The sequence below is a fragment of the Sporolactobacillus laevolacticus DSM 442 genome, from assembly GCF_000497245.1.
Taxonomy (GTDB): domain Bacteria; phylum Bacillota; class Bacilli; order Bacillales; family Sporolactobacillaceae; genus Sporolactobacillus; species Sporolactobacillus laevolacticus.
On sequence record NZ_AWTC01000005.1, the window covers coordinates 43289 to 61457 of the forward strand.

The 18169-nt window shown below is 45.4% G+C and carries 14 protein-coding genes, 1 pseudogene and 1 other annotated feature; of the genes and pseudogenes, 4 read left to right on the plus strand and 11 right to left on the minus strand.

Features of this window, described 5'->3' with window-relative positions; translation table 11 throughout:
- Positions 1-119: 119 nt before the first annotated feature.
- The 3 genes and pseudogenes from P343_RS25520 (at position 120) to P343_RS25530 (ending at position 1842) form a co-directional block, all read left to right on the plus strand.
- Positions 120-536 carry an Rrf2 family transcriptional regulator gene (locus tag P343_RS25520; RefSeq protein ID WP_023509602.1) on the plus strand — a complete coding sequence of 139 codons (417 nt, stop codon included), beginning with the start codon at positions 120-122 and terminating at the stop codon, positions 534-536.
- A gap of 57 nt (positions 537-593) precedes the next feature.
- Positions 594-1232 carry an NAD(P)-dependent oxidoreductase gene (locus P343_RS25525; RefSeq protein ID WP_023509603.1) on the plus strand — a complete coding sequence of 213 codons (639 nt, stop codon included), beginning with the start codon at positions 594-596 and terminating at the stop codon, positions 1230-1232.
- A gap of 156 nt (positions 1233-1388) precedes the next feature.
- A pseudogene (locus P343_RS25530) lies at positions 1389-1842 on the plus strand (YceI family protein).
- A 69-nt stretch (positions 1843-1911) separates the two neighbouring features.
- Here the strand turns inward: P343_RS25530 and P343_RS25535 are convergent.
- The 11 genes from P343_RS25535 to argC all read right to left on the minus strand — a co-directional run bounded on the left by P343_RS25535 (position 1912) and on the right by argC (position 16521).
- Positions 1912-2298 carry a hypothetical protein gene (locus P343_RS25535; protein ID WP_023509604.1) on the minus strand — a complete coding sequence of 129 codons (387 nt, stop codon included), beginning with the start codon at positions 2296-2298 and terminating at the stop codon, positions 1912-1914.
- Positions 2299-2313: 15 nt separating this feature from the next.
- Positions 2314-3549, minus strand: coding sequence for a multidrug effflux MFS transporter (locus P343_RS25540; protein ID WP_023509605.1), 1236 nt, complete (start codon positions 3547-3549; stop codon positions 2314-2316).
- Between the two features lie 527 nt (positions 3550-4076).
- Complete coding sequence (gene argH / locus P343_RS25545; protein WP_023509606.1) at positions 4077-5465, minus strand: argininosuccinate lyase; 1389 nt, start codon at positions 5463-5465, stop codon at positions 4077-4079.
- Positions 5425-6684: an argininosuccinate synthase gene (locus P343_RS25550; protein WP_023509607.1), complete on the minus strand. Its 1260-nt coding sequence runs from the start codon at positions 6682-6684 to the stop codon at positions 5425-5427. Before P343_RS25550 ends, argH begins: the two co-directional genes overlap by 41 nt.
- Before the next feature lie 249 nt (positions 6685-6933).
- Positions 6934-7893 carry an ornithine carbamoyltransferase gene (gene argF / locus P343_RS25555; RefSeq protein WP_023509609.1) on the minus strand — a complete coding sequence of 320 codons (960 nt, stop codon included), beginning with the start codon at positions 7891-7893 and terminating at the stop codon, positions 6934-6936.
- Positions 7894-7898: 5 nt separating this feature from the next.
- Positions 7899-11135, minus strand: a complete 3237-nt coding sequence (gene carB / locus P343_RS25560) for a carbamoyl-phosphate synthase (glutamine-hydrolyzing) large subunit (protein WP_023509610.1) — start codon at positions 11133-11135, stop codon at positions 7899-7901.
- Entirely contained in the window at positions 11119-12207 is a 1089-nt protein-coding gene (locus tag P343_RS25565) for a carbamoyl phosphate synthase small subunit (protein ID WP_031263763.1), read from the minus strand. The genes carB and P343_RS25565 overlap by 17 nt, the downstream gene beginning before the upstream one ends.
- A 17-nt stretch (positions 12208-12224) precedes the next feature.
- Complete coding sequence (locus P343_RS25570; protein ID WP_023509612.1) at positions 12225-13421, minus strand: aspartate aminotransferase family protein; 1197 nt, start codon at positions 13419-13421, stop codon at positions 12225-12227.
- Positions 13414-14217 (minus strand): acetylglutamate kinase, encoded by an 804-nt coding sequence (argB, locus tag P343_RS25575; RefSeq protein ID WP_023509613.1) that lies wholly within the window; start codon positions 14215-14217, stop codon positions 13414-13416. Before argB ends, P343_RS25570 begins: the two co-directional genes overlap by 8 nt.
- Before the next feature lie 26 nt (positions 14218-14243).
- Entirely contained in the window at positions 14244-15461 is a 1218-nt protein-coding gene (gene argJ, locus P343_RS25580) for a bifunctional ornithine acetyltransferase/N-acetylglutamate synthase (protein ID WP_031263765.1), read from the minus strand.
- Positions 15462-15483: 22 nt separating this feature from the next.
- On the minus strand, positions 15484-16521 hold the full coding sequence (gene argC / locus P343_RS25585; protein ID WP_023509615.1) for an N-acetyl-gamma-glutamyl-phosphate reductase: 1038 nt from the start codon (positions 16519-16521) through the stop codon (positions 15484-15486).
- A 144-nt stretch (positions 16522-16665) separates the two neighbouring features.
- Positions 16666-17068, minus strand: a binding site (T-box leader).
- A 277-nt stretch (positions 17069-17345) separates the two neighbouring features.
- On the opposite strand from argC, the gene bacA reads away from it, so the two are divergent.
- Complete coding sequence (bacA, locus tag P343_RS25590) at positions 17346-18149, plus strand: undecaprenyl-diphosphate phosphatase (RefSeq protein WP_023509616.1); 804 nt, start codon at positions 17346-17348, stop codon at positions 18147-18149.
- The last annotated feature ends 20 nt before the right edge of the window (positions 18150-18169 follow it).

The window sequence follows — 18169 nt, forward strand, 5'->3', positions numbered from 1 at the left end:
TTATCGGACAGAATTGAACCAAAAATCATTATTACGCTAATATTGCTTTTTAACGAATACAAAAAAATGATTGACAAACATTATAGTTGTAATTAAAATAGTTACAGGTGGTGAGGAAATTGATTAACACTCGAGTTGCAGTCGCCATTCATATTCTGGCGCTGATCGCTTCCAAACCGCAGACAGATCTTCCATCAGACTATATTGCCGGAAGTGTGAATACAAATCCGGTAGTCATTCGAAGAATCCTGGGCATGCTGAAAAAGGCTGGGTTAATTCAGACGACCGCCGGAAAAGCCGGTGCCTCATTAACCCGGCCGCCTGCAGAGATTTCGCTATTCGACGTGTATCAGGCTGTAGAACCGAAAGATCATCTTTTTGCAGTTCATGACAACCCGAATCCACATTGTCCTGTTGGCAAAGGTATTCGAAGCGTTCTCGATGAGGCATTTAATGAAGCTCAATCTGCTTTGGAAAGAACACTGGCCAAAGAAACAATTGAAGATGTACTTCATCGTCTCTTATTAGAACGATGATTTTCTTATCATCAAGTTGTAACCATATTTGTTACATCAATTCAGGAGGAATCATTTATGAACATTGCAATCATTGGTGCCGCTGGAAAAGCGGGTTCACGTATTCTTGAGGAAGCAAAAAAGCGAGGTCATCAGGTAACAGCAATCGTCCGAAACCCGGAGAAATTGGCTGATCCTGATCTCGCATTTATTCAAAAGGATCTCTTTGATTTAACTCGTGAAGATCTTGCATCCTTTGATGTGGTTGTTAATGCATTTTCAGCACCGCAAGACAAAGAGAATCTTCATGTTGAGGCTGGCCGAAAACTGATTCAATTATTATCCGGAGTTAAAGGTACACGATTAATCGTTGTCGGCGGAGCAGGAAGTTTGTATGTGGATGAGGCGAAGACACTACGCGTAGTTGATACGCCGGATTTTCCAAAAATCTTTTTCGCAACTGCCTCTAATCAGGCCAAAAATCTTGATGAACTAAAAACTACAACCGACTTGAATTGGACGTTCGTCAGCCCATCCGCTCTCTTCGCGCTTGGAAAAAGAACCGGTCATTACAAAACCGGAAAGGATCATTTACTCACGAACAGTGAGGGAAAAAGCTATGTAAGTTATGAAGATTACGCTGCTGCAGTTGTCGATGAAATTGAAAAGCCTGAACACTTGAACGAGCGATTCACGGTTGTTTCTGAAGAGAATTAATTTCTGAATCCGTTATTTCGCAATGAATTGGTTTGGCTTTTGCCAAGCCTGATTTATAATAATAGAATTAAAAAAAACCCTAATTGGGAGTGGATAAACATGACAAAATGGACGATTGACACAGCACACACAGAAACTGCATTTTCAGTAAAACACATGGGTCTTGCCAATGTAAAAGGAAATTTCAAAACAACTTCAGGAACAGTTACTACAGATGAAAGCGGCAAAATCAGTGCCGTTGATGTATCTATTGATGTTGCGAGCATTGACACACGAATTAAAGACAGGGATGACCACTTAAAGAGCGCAGACTTCGGAAATAAAATTTGTGTCAACAAAAGTGACTGCAACCGATGATGAAGAATATGCCATCGAAGGTACTTTGACAATCAAGGGAACGAGCAAGCCAGTAGTCTTTGAAGCTGAAGTTGGCACGCCAATTGATGATCCATACGGCTTGAAACGTGGCGGCGCAAGCCTCTCATTTGCCATTGATCGCCGTGATTTCGGTCTCGTTTGGAGCCAGTCACTTGCAAACGGCAACCTCGTTGTTGGCAATAAGATTAAGATTAATGTAGAAGCTGAATATACACAAAGTCCGCAAGCTTAATTAATAAACAATCAAGCCCGGAAGGTATCTAGCATGCCTTCCGGGCTTTTTGTCATTCAAAGATAAACGTCAGTCTTCCCCTTTTACTGCCCGCGCGCAGCGTTCAATCCATTGTTTCTCAAATTGCTCATGCGGAAGAATCCGATCTTTTAAATCATCAATGAAGATTACTTGTTCTTTACGGCACCACTCAAGACAGGTTTGATAGAGATCCATGTCCAGATCATCCGTATCCCAATAAACGGGAATAACTGAGATCTTCGCTTCACTATACAGAAAGGCCCTGGTGTGCCCATCGGTCAGGAATGCTTCTCCGCCATTTTTCTTAATTGGAAGCGGTGCGTTAAACCGAACATTGAGCGGATCAAATGCGCCTTTCAACCGCTCTATTTTTTCCTGATCCAAATAGAGCTGGCTCGGCCGAATTTGATATAAATCCATTAAAAATGATTTCATTATACCAATCTCTTTTCATTTTGCGATTTTTAGAGGTTTTCTCCGAATAAAGAACAAATAGATGATAAAAGCAGACAGCTCACAGAATAGAATCATCAATGCCATAGGGAAATACGTATGGCTGCCGCCAATTCCGACAACCGGCGAAAGAAGAGCGCCAACGGTATTCATGCCGAGACCGAGAATGGCTGATGCGCTTCCAGCCGCCTTTTCCTGGGTTTGCATGGCTAATGAAAAAGCGGTTGAATTGACGAGACCAACCATAGAAACTACAAGGAAAAGTGGAACAATCACCGCAATGAGCCGTGGCGGATTCAGCAACAAACTTGCAAATAGTGCGATGCTTCCGATCGTCGCAATGTAAATACCGGTTCTCAGAATCTTCCTAGCGTTCACACGGCCGGCAAGCAGACCGGCAAGCTGAGACATCACCACAATACCGAACCCATTCGTGGCAAAAAACAAACTGAAGCCTTGGGGCGAAACGTTAAACATGTCCTGAAGCACGAACGAAGACGCTGAAATATAGCAGAACATCGCGCCCATGACAAGGCCCAACACTAGAGCAAAACCGACAAACTGCTTGTCCCTGAAAATGCTGCCCATTGTTGAAAGTGTTGCGCTCAATCCGCCCGAGATTCTCTTCTCAACAGGCAATGTTTCCGGAATAGAGATCAGGGAACCAAGAAACAGCAGAAATCCTATCACGCATAGCACCACAAAAATGCCATGCCACGATGTGAATCGGAGCACAAATCCGCCTAAGATCGGCGCCAATATCGGAAAAATGCCGTTAATTGCCATGAGCATTGAGAAAAATTTCGTTAGTTTAGGACCGTTATACAAATCCCTGGCAATCGCTCGGGAAATAACCATACCGGCCGCCCCGGCCATGCCTTGAATTAAGCGCAGCAGGACCAGCCAGCCAATCGATGTGGTAATCGAGCAAAGAAATGACACCAAAGTAAATGTTATTAAACCGGCAAGCAAAGGTCTTTTACGCCCATATTTATCGCTGAGCGGACCTAAGATGATTTGACCTGCCGCAAGGCCGATCAAGCATGCTGTGATGCTTAACTGCGCTTGAGATGTCGTTGTTTGCAAATCTTTGGTGAGCGATGGCAATGAAGGGAGATACATATCCATTGATAATGGACCGAAAGCGCCTAACGCGCCAAGCACCAACACAAAACGGACATGTGCCCCTCGGCTCTGCCGCTCTGCTGCAAGATCTGTTTGAACTGCTTTCACTTTCAATCAGCCTTTCTATATCTACGTTTTCCTAAAAAGTGTCTGTTGCTATCATAGCAGAAAAAGAGATTATAAACCTGAAACTAGATTCGGCTCCACTTCCGATTTTCGTTCCTACTTTTACTCAATTAGTTACTACTTTCTCGGGTTTAGTTACTACTTTTCTTTCATTCGTTACTACTCATGATTTTCGTTCCTACTTTTACTCAATTAGTTACTACTTTCACAGGTTTAGTTACTACTTTTCCGTTGTTCGTTACTGTTCCGAATTTTCATAATTGGTTTTCACTATTCCTCCGGAACTTTCGCTTGTTCGATCTAAGCTTTGGTTTCGGCTCGACTATCAATACTGAGACTTTCTTAAGCAGCTGTCCAGTATTCGTCTGCCATCCATCAGGTAAAAAAAGACGGATACGAATGATTCGTATCCGACGCTTTATGAAACATTAAGCTAATTTAGGGGGGTACTCGCCTTTTGCGGGACGGAGAAAATGATTCCCTTCAAAAGGCTTTATGAAACAGCTGTCTCAGTTTTCATGATTCTGATGCAGCTTTGTTTCCGCAAGCTTTAGTTGCTTTTCGATCTGGTGCGGTGCAGTGCCGCCTTCGCTTTCGCGGGCACGCATTACATTTTCAGGTTTTAGCGCTTCAAAGATGTCTTCTTCAAACAGCGAATTAAACTGTTTGTATTCTTCGAGGTCCAGATCCAGTAGATACTTTTTATTTTCAATGGCGTAAAGGACCATTTTTCCGGTAACTTCATGTGCTTCTCGGAATGGCAGCCCTTTTTTGGCCAGATAATCGGCAATATCTGTTGCATTAGAATAATCTTTTTCAACCGCATGGCGCATCCGGTCTTTCTTTACCGTCATCGTTTCGAGGATAGGCGCGAGAAGCTGCAGTGCACCTTCCAGTGTTTTCACGGTATCAAAGATTCCTTCCTTGTCTTCTTGCATGTCCTTATTATAAGCAAGCGGAAGACCTTTAAGCACAGTCAGCAAACCGACTAGGTGCCCGAATACACGTCCGGTCTTGCCGCGAAGCAATTCGGATACATCCGGATTTTTCTTCTGCGGCATGATGCTGGAACCGGTGCAGAACGCATCGTCCAGTTCAATGAACTGGAATTCCTGGCTGCTCCAGAGCACCATTTCCTCGGACAAGCGGGAGAGATGAACCATGATCAGTGAGCAGTCTGCTAATGCTTCAACAACGAAATCACGATCGCTGACCGCATCCATGCTGTTTGGGTAGACATCGTCAAAATCGAGCAGTTCAGCGACACGGCGGCGGTTGATCGGGAATGTTGTCCCTGCCAAAGCACCTGCTCCAAGCGGCAACACGTTAATACGCTTGATGCTGTCTAGTAGACGCCCTTTATCACGTTCAAACATCCAGAAATATGCGAGCAGATGGTGTGCAAAGGAAATCGGCTGTGCACGCTGCAGGTGCGTATACCCTGGAAGAATTGTATCCACATTTGCCTTTGCTTGTTCAAGAAGCGCATATTGAACGTCTTCCAACAAGTCGATCAGCACGTTCGTTTTCTTCCGCATGTACAAGTGCATGTCGGTCGCGATCTGGTCGTTGCGGCTTCGTCCTGTATGAAGCTTGCCGCCTACCGGGCCGATTTCATCAATGAGCATCTTCTCAATGTTCATGTGAATGTCTTCCATGTCGGTTGAAAAATGTGCTTCTCCATCTTCCACCTTTTTCAGAATCGTGCGCAGACCTTGCTGTATCGTCTTCGCTTCTTCCTCAGTGACGACACCGCATTCACCTAGCATCTGCACATGGGCAAGACTGCCTTCAATATCTTCTTTTGCCAGTTCCTGATCGTACGAAATTGACGCGGTATATTCATCAACTAATTTATTAGTTGATTTCGTAAACCGGCCGCCCCACAGCTTCGCCATGATCTGCCTCCGTTTCAGCATCGTTCTTGTGGACTTCAGCGTTCACTTTGGTCGGAAGTCCCCACAGTTTGATGAATCCTACTGCCGCATTGTGATCAAAAGCGTCACCCTTCGTATAAGTTGCCAGTTTTTCATTGTACAGGCTGTTATCCGAAGCGCGTCCGACAACGACGTGATTTCCTTTGAAGAGTTTCACGCGAACTTTACCGGAAACAACTTGCTGCGTTTGTTCAACAAATGCCATCAGAGCTTCTCTGATTGGTGAGTACCAGAGGCCATCATAGATCACTTGGGCGATTTCCTTGTCAATCAGTGGTTTGAACTTCGAAACTTCTTTGGTCAGTGTGATCGTTTCAAGGGCCTGGTGCGCATTAATCAGAATCAACGCAGCAGGATTTTCATAAACTTCACGAGATTTGATGCCGACCAGACGGTTTTCGATGTGATCGATTCTTCCGACACCATGCAGACCGCCGAGTGCATTCAATTCTTTAATAATTTGAGTGAATGGTTTCTTTTCACCGTTCAGTTCAACAGGAACACCTTTTTCAAATGCAATTTCAATGTATTCCGGTGTGTCCGGCGTTTTTTCAATCGGATTTGTCCAAGCAAAAGCTTCTTCCGGTGGTTCGTTCCATGGATTTTCGAGTACGCCGGCTTCGCATGCACGTCCCCAGATGTTCGCGTCAATCGAGAATGGGTTGTCGAGATCAACAGGAATCGGAATACCGTTCTTTTCCGCATATTTAATTTCTTCATCACGTGTCATGCCCCATTCACGAACTGGAGCAACTACTTTAAGCGATGGATCAAGTGCCTGAATCGCTACTTCGAACCGTACTTGGTCGTTTCCCTTTCCAGTGCAGCCGTGAGCAACTGCTGTCGCGCCTTCTTTGTGAGCAACGTCAACGAGCAATTTTCCGATCAATGGACGAGAAAGCCCGGAAGAGAGCGGATATACGCCTTCATACAATGCATTCGCTTGAAGTGCAGGGGCGAGATAGCCTTCAGCGAGCAATTCCTTTGCGTCAACAACATAGGATTTAATTGCCCCGACATCAAGTGCCTTTTGTTTAACCTTATCTAGATCTTTGCCTTCTTCACCAACATCAATGCTTAGTGCAACCACATCGTAATTGTACTTGTCCTGAAGATACTTAATGCATACCGAGGTATCGAGACCGCCGGAATACGCCAAAACGATTTTTTCTTTTGCCATTGTTGAAGTCCTCCTAGGAGTAATTTGTTTTTTAAAAGGATGTTTAAAAAGTCCGGGAAAAGGTAAGAAGGTTCTTCTGCTAAAATCATGCACGTCCTGTGCATAACGCAGAAGTCACCGCGTCCTGCGGAAGTTCTGTGTCAGCTTGTTTCTTCACTCCTCACGTATTATTCACATACGCTCCGGTGCTCAAAACTGCGCTTCCTTGATCTTCTCGGCCCTTTTTGTCCTCCTTTTTGAACAGATTCTTTATGCGTTCTTTTCCATCAAACATTTTAGAATTGCCTTATGGGCGTGCAAACGATTTTCCGCTTCGTCAAATACAACTGAGTGAGCGCCGTCAATAACACTTGGTGTAACTTCCTCACCACGATGGGCAGGCAGGCAGTGCATGAAAATATGATCTGGCTTCGCTAGCCCGACAAGCGCATCGTCAACTTGAAAGCCTTGGAAGTCATGGAGACGTTTGTCTGCTTCCGCCTCATCACCCATACTAAGCCATGTATCGGTAATCACAATATCACAGCCCTCAGCTGCTTCCTGCGGAGAGTTGGTGAATGCGATGGTGCAGCCATTCTTCGAGCCTCTGGCTTTTGCTGCATCCAGAATTTCAGCATCCGGTTCGTAGCCTTTCGGGCTGGCCACTATCATATCCATGCCTACGGCTGCCGCGCCTTCCATCAGCGAATGCGCCATATTGTTATATCCGTCGCCAATGAAGCAAGCTTTGAGTCCTTCCAGTTTTCCTTTATGTTCATAGATCGTCAGCAGATCCGCAATGACCTGTGTCGGGTGATGGGTAGTAGTTAAACCGTTGATCACCGGCACATCGGCATTTGCTGCCAACTCTTCCACAATCTCATGACCAAACGTCCGAATCATGATGCCGTCGACCATTCTTGAAAGGACTTTCGCTGTATCGGCAATCGTCTCACCGCGACCAATCTGGATATCCTTGCTGCTTAAGTATAGCGCAGAACCACCGAGATGGTACATGCCTACTTCAAACGCAACACGTGTCCGGGTCGATGCTTTTTCAAAGATCATTCCTAGCGTTTGTCCCTGTAAAAAATGATGCGGAACACCTTGTTTTTGCATGGTTTTGAGTGCCACTGCAGTTTGCAAAAATGCCTTAAGTTCTTCTTCTGTAAATTCGGCAATAGTTAGAAAATCTCTGCCTTGCAATGTGGCTGCCGTATCGTTTGCCAAAAAGATCACTTCCCTTTATTCGTCATATAAGTCAAGTTCCGATAATCATCAAGCGTGTGCACTTGCTGCGAACGTTCTACTTTTGCGGCGGCTAATGCTGCCTCTAGTGTATCCGCGCATGTGTATACAGGCACCTGATAACGCAGTGCGAGCGCCCTGATCTTGAAACCAAAGGACTGCCTATTGCGCCCTGCTGTTGGAATATTGAATACGGCTGTTAGTTTACCGCTTGATATTTGAGCGGCAACCTCTGCTTCATCATCATCAACCTTTGTTACCGTAATTCCGGCGTTTTGGTAAGCATCGGCTGTTCCCGGTGTTGCAAAGATTTCGAAGCCTCGCTCCGTGAGCTGCTTGATCAATTCAAGGCTCTCGTTCTGCTGACTTGTTGTGACCGAACAGAAAATAGCTTTTCTCTCAGATTCGGATGAGAATGGGTTGAGTTCGTTCAGATAAACACCTTTCATAAACGCCTCTTCTACCGTCTGTCCCATACCAAGCTGTTCACCTGTTGATTTCATTTCAGGACCAAGTACGGGATCAACACCCTTTAACTTGGTAAAAGAGAATACAGGAGCCTTGACCGCAAAAAAGTCAGGTCTTGAGTAATAGCCATCTGGGAGATTCTGTTGATCCAGCCCTTGACCAAGCTGGATGCTCACCGCTTTTTCAACCATCGGAATGCCGGTCACCTTGCTGATGATTGGAACCGTCCGCGAAGCCCGCGGATTCACTTCAAGAACGAACACTTTTCCGGCTGCGATTACGAACTGAATGTTGATTAAGCCTTTAACATTCAGGCTGCGGCATATCTTTCGTGTATCCTCCGCAATCTCATCCTGCACCGCTTGATCAAGACTGAATGATGGAAAAATTGCAATGCTGTCACCTGAATGAACCCCTGCCCGTTCAATGTGCTGGAAGATTCCCGGGATTGCTGTCTGTTGTCCATCGCTGATTGCGTCAACCTCACACTCAACACCTGGCATGTAACGATCAACAAGCAGCGGAAACGACTGATCATTCAAGTTTCTTTCACTGGTTATATAAGCCTCCAATTCTTCCGGTTGATGGAATAAGAACATCGACTGCCCGCCAATCACGTACGAAGGACGGACAAGAATTGGATAACCGAGTTTTTCGCCAGCAGCAGGAAGATCTTCAAGCCGATGAATGGTGAGTCCTTGGATGTGAGGAATCTCAAGAGATTTTAGAAGATCATAGAATTGTTCCCGATCTTCTACTCTATCGATACTCTCTGTCGAAGTACCCAAAACCGTTATTCCCGCTTGTTCCAGCGCTTTCGCCACATTAACGGCCGTCTGACCGCCAAACTGAACAAGTACACCTTGAACGTTTTCCTTCTCTGCAACATGCAGGATATCTTCAACGGCAAGAGGTTCAAAATACAGCCGATCGGCAATTGAATAATCCGTGCTGACCGTTTCCGGATTGTTGTTAATCACGATGGCTTCATACCCGTTCTTCTTCACAGCCATTGTGGCCTGAACAGAACAATAGTCGAATTCAATCCCTTGACCGATTCGAATAGGCCCTGAGCCGACAATCAAGATCTTAGGCTTATCACTGACCGGAGCTTCATCAGCACCGAACCAGGTTGAATAATAGTAAGGCGTTTGAGCCTCAAATTCACCTGCACAGGTATCCACCAAATGGTAAGAAGGCGAAAGTCCGGCGGCATTTACGCATGCATCTACTTCCTCTAACGAAACCCTGAGCAAATCGGCGAGCCGCTGATTTCCTATATTCATCCACTTAGCATGTTCCCATTGCGCATCCGTTACTACTTTGATATCCATTCCGGTAAGTTCCATTTCAAAAGAAACAATCCCTTGAATGGCATTTAAGAACCACTGATCAATTTCTGTCTTTTGGTAAATATCCTCTACCGTTTGGCCGCGGCGTAAAAGTTCGCTGATCGCAAATAGACGCAGGTCTGTAGTGTTCTTCAAATGTTGTTCTAGAGCAGCGTCGGATTGGCTGCTAAGCGCCTTGCTCTCCAGTCCGGTGAATCCCATTTCCATCGAACGCACGCCTTTATTCAGCGCACCTTCAAAGGTTCGGTCAATCGCCATGACTTCTCCAGTTGCCTTCATTTGTGTGCCAAGGCTTCGATCCGCCTCAGTAAATTTATCAAATGGGAAACGCGGAATTTTGACGACAATGTAATCAATCGCAGGTTCAAATGACGCGTAGGTCGTTCCAGTGATTGGATTTAAAATTTCATCCAAGTGAAAACCGATTGCGCACTTAGCGGCTACACGAGCAATCGGATAGCCGGTTGCTTTGGACGCAAGAGCTGATGACCGGCTAACACGCGGATTGACTTCAATAATTGCATACTCATCAGAATTTGGATTCAAAGCAAACTGGATATTGCATCCGCCGACAATTTTCAAGGCCCGAATAATCTTCAGAGACGCATTGCGAAGCATCTGATATTGAACATCGGACAGTGTCTGTGATGGAGCGACAACTATACTGTCTCCTGTATGAACGCCAACCGGGTCCATATTCTCCATATTACACACGATGATACAAGTATCATTTGCATCGCGCATGACCTCATATTCAATCTCTTTCCAACCCTTGATGCTTTTTTCAATCAGCACCTCGTGAATCGGGCTAAGCTTAAGGCCTCTATGGAGTACAACATCCAAATCTTGATCGCTATAGGCAAAACCGCCACCGGATCCGCCCAGTGTGTATGCAGGACGAATGATTACCGGGTAACCGATCTCTTTGGCGAATGCCAACCCATCTTCGTATGAGCGAATAATTTTAGAATCCGGAATCGGTTCATGAATATCGAGCATCAAATCTTTAAATAGTTCCCGGTCTTCACCATGCTGAATGGAATCAACAGAAGTGCCAAGCAATTCCACTTCATATTTTGCCAGTATACCTTTTTCGTAAAGGGATACGGCAAGATTCAGGCCGGTCTGTCCGCCTAAGGTACCGATCAAACCATCCGGTTGTTCCTTCGCGATAATTTTTTCAATCGTCTCTATTGTTAACGGCTCAATGTAGGTTTTATCGGCGATCTGATCGTCGGTCATGATTGTTGCCGGATTGTTATTGATCAATACAACCTCGATGCCTTCTTCTTTAAGAGCGAGGCAGGCCTGCGTACCGGCGTAATCAAATTCGGCCGCCTGACCAATCACAATCGGTCCCGAACCTATGACAAGCACTTTTTTAATGTCAGTACGTAACGGCATGAGTCACTTCACCTTTGCTCTGTTTAATCATATGAATAAATCGTTGAAAGACCGGATGCGTATCATCGGGACCCGGATGAGCCTCCGGATGGAACTGAACTGTTTCAATAGGAAGCTTCTTGTGGCTCAGTCCTTCTACCGATCCATCGTTCACATTAAGATAGCTAATCGAAAAACGCTCTGAATCAACGCTGTCCTTCGCCACCACATAGCTATGGTTTTGCGAAGTCATCCAAACCTTGCCCGTCACCATTTCCTTAACCGGGTGGTTGGCACCGCGGTGACCAAAAAGCAACTTGCCGGTTTTCGCGCCATATGCCAATGCAATGAGCTGGTGGCCTAAGCAGATGCCTAATGTTGGATAGCTGGAGGTAATCTTCTTCACTTCTCCAAAAAGATCTTGCAGCTGGGCTGGATCGCCAGGGCCGTTGCTTAACATCACCCCATCCGGATGCAAGGCTGCGACTGCTGCTGAATTTGTGTTATAAGGGACCACCGTCACCTTGCAACCCTCGTCAAGTAACGCTGTAAGCATCGATTTTTTATAGCCATAGTCCAGCAGCACAACATGCGGACCGCTTCCTTCATAGACCTTGATGTTATCTGTCGACACCTGGCTGACCATATCTTGCGGGAGAGGCTGATTCCAGTCAATCTGCGCGAAATCGGGTGAATCGCTGATTGCGGCTTTCATCGTGCCACTCAGCCGCACCGCCTTAACAACTGCGCGCGTATCGATATTAGCGAGACCAGGAATTCCTGATTGTTTCAGCCATTGATCAACCGTTTTAATGGATTGATAGTGGCTTGGAAGCTCACATAGATTGCTGAAAAGCACGCCCTGCATCTGAATTTTGGCATTCTCGTTATCTTGTTGATTAATACCGTAATTTCCAATAAGCGGATAGCAAAAGGTCATAATCTGTCCGGCATAAGATGGGTCCGTCATGATTTCCTGATAACCGGTCATGCTTGTGTTGAAAACAATTTCACCCATTACAGAGGAAGAATCGCCGACGCGTATACCCGGGAACACTTGGCCCGACTCCAGAAGCAGGTATCCTTTTTTCATCATCAGCAGCCTCCTTATTATTGTTCTTTTAATACATCGTCAAAAGCAGCAATAAATTGATCAATTTCCGCTTCATTCGTTACCAGCGGCGGCAAAATGCGCAATACATGCTTTCCGGCTGTTAGGATGAGCACGTGATGCTTTTCTCTTAGTTCATTAACGACATCGATTGCCGGGGCGGCGGTCTCAACACCAAGCAGGAGACCTAAGCCGCGGACAGCCGTCAGTTTTTTCGCATATTTTTCTTTAAGATCATTCAACTTTTGTGTAAGATACTTCGCGTTTTTCAAGCACTGGGCAAGTACATCCTGCTTTTCAAAAGCTTCAATCGTTGCAACACCGGCTGTAGTTGAAAAAGGATTTCCGCCAAATGTTGACCCGTGTGTTCCTGGTGTAAAGAGTTCGGACACATGCTTTTTCGCAAGGAAGGCGCCAATCGGAATACCTGAACCAAGTGCCTTTGCTACCGTCAGGATATCCGGCTCAATGCCATATTGCTCATAGGCGAACAGTGTACCGGTTCTGCCCATTCCTGTCTGCACTTCATCAACAATCAGCGGAATACCTTTATCCTTGCTTACAGCTGCGAGCTTCTGAACCCATGTCTTGTCTGCAGGAATGACGCCGCCTTCACCCTGAACCATTTCCAGCATGACGGCGATGCAATCTTCATCATCAATGATCGCCTGTACGGATGCATCATCATTGTAAGAAAGATATTTAAATCCAGGAACAAGAGGACCGAAGCCGCTTTGAATTTTCTCTTGAGCAGTGGCGGTCATCGTCGCAAGCGTCCGGCCGTGGAACGAATGATTAAAGGTAACAATATGTCCTTCCGGCTTGCCCAGCACCAAATTGGCATAACGTCGCGCCAATTTGATCGCTCCCTCGTTCGCTTCTGCACCACTGTTACAGAAAAACGCCTGATCACAGCATGTGAGGCCGGTCAGCTTTTCTGCAAGTTTCTCTTGCGGTGCAATGTGATACAGGTTTGAACAGTGCCAAAGTGTATCGAGCTGTTTCTTCAGCGCTTCTTCAACAGCATCCGGTACATGACCGAGCGCAAGGACTGCAATACCTGCTGTAAAATCAAGATATTTTGTACCCTCACTGTCCCAAACATAGCTTCCTTTACCCTTTTCTATGGTTATTGGAAAACGTCCATAAGCAGCCATTACCGGTGCGATTTTTTCTTCAGATTTTGTTTTAAGCATGAAGTGCTTCCTCCTCAAGGAATATTTTTGTTCCGACTTCGACGCCCTTCGTATAATCAATCAGACATTCCGGCATCATCCCATTCACAATCACAACTTCCTGGACATTCTGTTTTAAGCTGTCTACCGCTGCTTTCGCTTTTGGAATCATGCCGCCGCTGATTTTTTTCATTTTAATCAGCTGTTCAATTTCCAGATCGGACACTTGTTTCAATCGCGTGAGTTCTCCGTCTTTTTCGACCAGAATGCCGGGAACATCACTGATAAAGCATAATTTTCCGTTCAATGATGCCGCAATCGCCGCGGCTACCTGATCCGCGTTTATATTGTAATGCTGGCCTTTATCGTCCATAGAGATTGGAGAGATCACAGGAATAAATCCTTGTTCACAGAGACAGGTGATAACGGTCGGGTCAACTGCTGTAATTTCACCAACATAACCAAGTTTCGATAATGCCATTGGCTTTGCCGTGAACAAGCCGCCATCGATGCCGCTAAGACCGATTGCTTTGCCACCTGATGCGCAGATATTCGAAACAAGCTGTTTGTTCATTGTTCCACTCAATACCATTTCTGCCACATCAAGCACTTCCTGTGTTGTCACACGAAGACCATGATGAAAAACCGTTGGAATGGCCAGTTTATCCAGCATCTGTGTGATCGCCGGACCGCCGCCGTGCACAATCACGGGAAGCCACTCACCCTCCGCCTGGATCGCCTGTATACTTTTATAAAAGGCGGGAGTCAGTTTATCAAAAACACTTCCTCCACATTTAATCACCAGATAACGGTTCATTGTTGTCCTCCTGACATCATTTTTTCTCACGAACGATAAGACGCATTAATTTTTACATAGTTATAGGTTAAGTCGCAGCCCCAGGCCACTGCTTCACCATTTCCCTCACCCAGTGTCGTTTTAATGACGACGCTGTCTCCGTTCAGGTACTCTGTCGCTTTCTCTTCATCAAATGCAACAGGCATGCCATCCTTAAAAAGGACAACGTCTCCAAGTGCCATCGATACTTTGTTTGTGTCAAAGGATTCGCCGCTGTATCCCATTGCGCAAATCACACGACCCCAGTTCGCATCGCTTCCAAAGACCGCCGTCTTGACAAGGCTTGAACCGACAATTGATTTGCTGATGACTTCGGCCGAGTGATCATCTTTGGCTCCGGACACTTGAACCTCGATCAGCTTCGTTGCGCCTTCACCGTCTGCGGCGATGAACTTGGCAAGCCCTTGGCAGACCATCTGAAGACCTTTAAGAAAGGCTTGCCATTCAGGGTGCTGTTCATTCAACAGCTTGTTCTCGGCCATACCATTGGCAAGTACAAGTACCATATCATTAGTGCTTGTATCGCCATCCACGGTGATCCGGTTAAACGTCTTATTGACCGCTGCCTTAAGCGCGTGACTCAGAGCATCAGGAGCAACTGCTGCATCGGTTGTCACAAATCCGAGCATTGTTGCCATGTTCGGATGAATCATTCCGGAACCCTTGCATGCCCCTCCGATCGTCACTTTCTTGCCGTCAATCTCGAATTGAACCGCCAAATGTTTTGGCTTTGTATCCGTTGTAAGGATCGCTTCTTCAAACGGGGCTTTCGGTTCGTTCAGAGCAATAGCGGCTATTCCCTTTTCCATCTTATCCATTTGCAGCTGCAATCCGATCACACCGGTAGAGGCAACGCCAACGAGATGATCAGGTATTCCTAAATGACCGGCCATCCATGCTCTTGTTGTATAAGCATTATCAATGCCTTCCTGCCCCGTACACGAATTCGCGCTCACCGTGTTAACGAGTACCGCCTGGAGTTTCTGTTCTTCAGCAATGCTGGCCTGAGTAACTTGAAGCGGTGCCGCCTGAAACAGGTTCGTCGTATAGACGCCTGCTGCCGAGGCCGGAGTGACTGAATAAATCCAGCCCATATCCGGACGTTTTGTGCGCAACCCGATGTTTTGCCCGCCTGTATGAAAACCTTTCGGTGTACCAACACTGCCATTTTCAACTTGAATGAATGATGTCTGTGTTTTTATCATTTCTTCCACTATTTTCGCCCTCTCACGGATAGATCGGGGTGAACGCGAGTCCCGTCTGCTCATCCCATTCCTTGATAATGTTCAGATTCTGTACTGCCTGGCCGGCAGCACCTTTAACCACGTTATCGATGACCGAAACAATGGTCAGACGCCTCGTTCGTCCATCAACATTTAATCCAATATCACAGAAATTAGAGCCAAGCACTTCTTTTGTTGATGGCCACGTACCAAGAGGCCTTATTCGAACAAAAGGTGAGTTTTCATAGAACTTTTCATAGTGGTCTAAGAGCTCTCGTGTTGAGAAGCCTTGTTCCAGCGTCGCATAGATCGTGCACATCAATCCGCGAGTCATCGGAATAAGATTAGTAGTAAATGTTATCGCGTGTTTTTCTCCGCTAATTTCCTCAATGGTCTGTTCAATTTCAGGTGTATGCTGGTGCTGTCCAAGTTTGTATGCCTTCACGTTCTCATTAACTTCGCTGAACAAGTTTCCGATTATTGCCTTTTTTCCTGATCCGGAAATTCCTGACTTTCCGTCGACAATGATGGAACTTAGATCAATGATCTTATTTTTGAGAACCGGTGCGAGACCAAGCAGCGTCGCTGTCGGATAGCAGCCAGGGTTAGAGATAAAGTTCGCACCCTGAATCTGCCTTCGGTTGATCTCCGACAATCCATACACTGCGTCATTGAGCAGTGCCGCATCTGCCGGATCTTTGTGGTACCAGTCAGCGTACTCCTGCGGATCTTTCAATCTGAAGTCACCAGAAAGATCAATGCAGATTAATCCGCGTTTCAGGCATTCAGGAAGTAGGTCCTTGCTGATTCCAGCAGGAGTGGCGAAGAATACGACCTCAGTCCTCGCTGCAAGCTCATCCGCGTCGAAATCCTCAAGCGTCTTTTCGACAATACCCGAAAGATGCGAGTAGATATTTTGAAGCTGCTCACCCTTAGTGGAATGAGAAATCAGCATTTCCAATTTGATTTGCGGATGGTTCAGCAGCAAGCGAATCAATTCAATGCCGCTATAACCATTTGCCCCAACAACGCCTACTTTCACCTGTAATGCCTCCAATTAACAAACAATATTTTCTTCCGATGTCTCATTAATACTTCAGAGAGATAAAATGCAATTGTGTAAAAGTCCTCAAACGAGTAGATTTTCGAGCAGAAAAAATTAAAAACGCCCGCCTCTTTTCTTTAGAAAAGAGACGAGCGTTGATCACTATGCCCGCGGTACCACTCTAGTTATTCCCACAATGAAGGTTCAAAAAGTCTGGGAAAAATCCCTGTCGCATCTCATCGTCAACTTGTTTCTCCGTTCCTCACGTATTCATGCATACGCTCCGGTGCTCGAAACTGCGTTTCCTCGATCTGCTCGGCTCTTTTTGTCCTTCTTTTTGAACACCGGTTCAAAAAGTTCGATTGAACGTCACTTCAAAAAGGGAATCTGCTTAAGACTCTATAACGGGAGTTCCCGGACAGTCCTACAATTATTCAGGCTGTCGCCTCCGAAGTGCGGTTCACAGTTTCAACTACGCCGGCTCCCATCAACCCGGCTCGCTTGTGCAGCATTCCACTGTTACTCTCTTCTTCATAGACTTTTAATGTTCCTATTACAGTCATTTCTGACTTGTGTGATATTCATTATACATTGCTCATGCGATAAGTCAACCCTTATTTGCAATTTGTTTTGCTTCGCTTATCTTTTTATCCACTCAATCAATCTATGCTGCAATCAATCTCTCTAGAAGTAAAAATTCTATTACAAATAATTAACCTGCCCCCTCTGATAAAGTTAAAGATACGAAACTTGATTATGCTATAATGTAAAGGCTTATTCGAAGAATACAAATATATCCGATTTTAAGGTTGGTGACATTATTGACTCATTTACTCATTGCAATCATTATGGGTGCAGTAGAAGGCTTAACTGAATTCGCCCCAGTATCCTCGACAGGCCACTTGATTCTTGCTGGAGAACTGCTCCATTTTACAAATGATACAGCAAAGACATTTGATGTTATCATTCAGTTAGGTTCGATTATGGCTGTAGTCGTTCTTTATTGGAAAAGATTGTGGAGTTTATTCGGCTTCTATCGTAATGAACCAAAAAACGGTCCGGAACATTTGAATTTACTACACATTATTATTGGAGGCATACCAGCCGGAATTCTCGGTATCCTTCTGCATGATTTCATTAAAAAGTATCTTTTTTCATATCAGAGTGTTCTTGTTGCACTCGTGGTCGGCGGCATTTTGATGATCATTGCCGAACGCATTACGAGCCAAAGATCTGGGATGGGAACAAAAGAATTATCTTATAAACAGGCGTTTGTCATCGGGTTATTCCAAATTTTTTCCATTTGGTCTGGCTTTTCACGATCTGGTTCAACAATTGCCGGCGGTCTCATTGCTGGTGTTGAGCGAAAAACAGCTGCGGAATTTTCATTTATTCTTGCTGTTCCAATGATGATTGGCGCAAGTGGTATTGATTTCGTAAAAAGTCTAAAGTTCCTGCATGCAAGTGATATTCCTCTTTTTGTGACAGGATTTGTCGCCGCATTTGTTGTCGCGATGCTTGCCATTGTTTTCTTCCTTAAATTACTAAGACGTTTCACTTTGGTACCATTTGCGATTTACCGTTTCATTCTCGCAGCTGTTTTCGCTGCATTTATTCTCCTTTAATGCAAAAGAAGAAAGTCAAA

What these genes read in the sequence shown, in the direction of transcription:
- P343_RS25550 (WP_023509607.1), bottom strand. Translation starts at nt 6,684, where the DNA reads ATGGCAAAAGAAAAAATCGTTTTGGCGTATTCCGGCGGTCTCGATACC.
- argB (WP_023509613.1), bottom strand. Translation starts at nt 14,217, where the DNA reads ATGAACCGTTATCTGGTGATTAAATGTGGAGGAAGTGTTTTTGATAAA.
- P343_RS25525 (WP_023509603.1), top strand. Translation starts at nt 594, where the DNA reads ATGAACATTGCAATCATTGGTGCCGCTGGAAAAGCGGGTTCACGTATT.
- P343_RS25565 (WP_031263763.1), bottom strand. Translation starts at nt 12,207, where the DNA reads ATGAAAAAAGGATACCTGCTTCTGGAGTCGGGCCAAGTGTTCCCGGGT.
- argH (WP_023509606.1), bottom strand. Translation starts at nt 5,465, where the DNA reads ATGGCGAAGCTGTGGGGCGGCCGGTTTACGAAATCAACTAATAAATTA.
- P343_RS25570 (WP_023509612.1), bottom strand. Translation starts at nt 13,421, where the DNA reads ATGCTTAAAACAAAATCTGAAGAAAAAATCGCACCGGTAATGGCTGCT.
- carB (WP_023509610.1), bottom strand. Translation starts at nt 11,135, where the DNA reads ATGCCGTTACGTACTGACATTAAAAAAGTGCTTGTCATAGGTTCGGGA.
- P343_RS25535 (WP_023509604.1), bottom strand. Translation starts at nt 2,298, where the DNA reads ATGAAATCATTTTTAATGGATTTATATCAAATTCGGCCGAGCCAGCTC.
- argJ (WP_031263765.1), bottom strand. Translation starts at nt 15,461, where the DNA reads ATGATAAAAACACAGACATCATTCATTCAAGTTGAAAATGGCAGTGTT.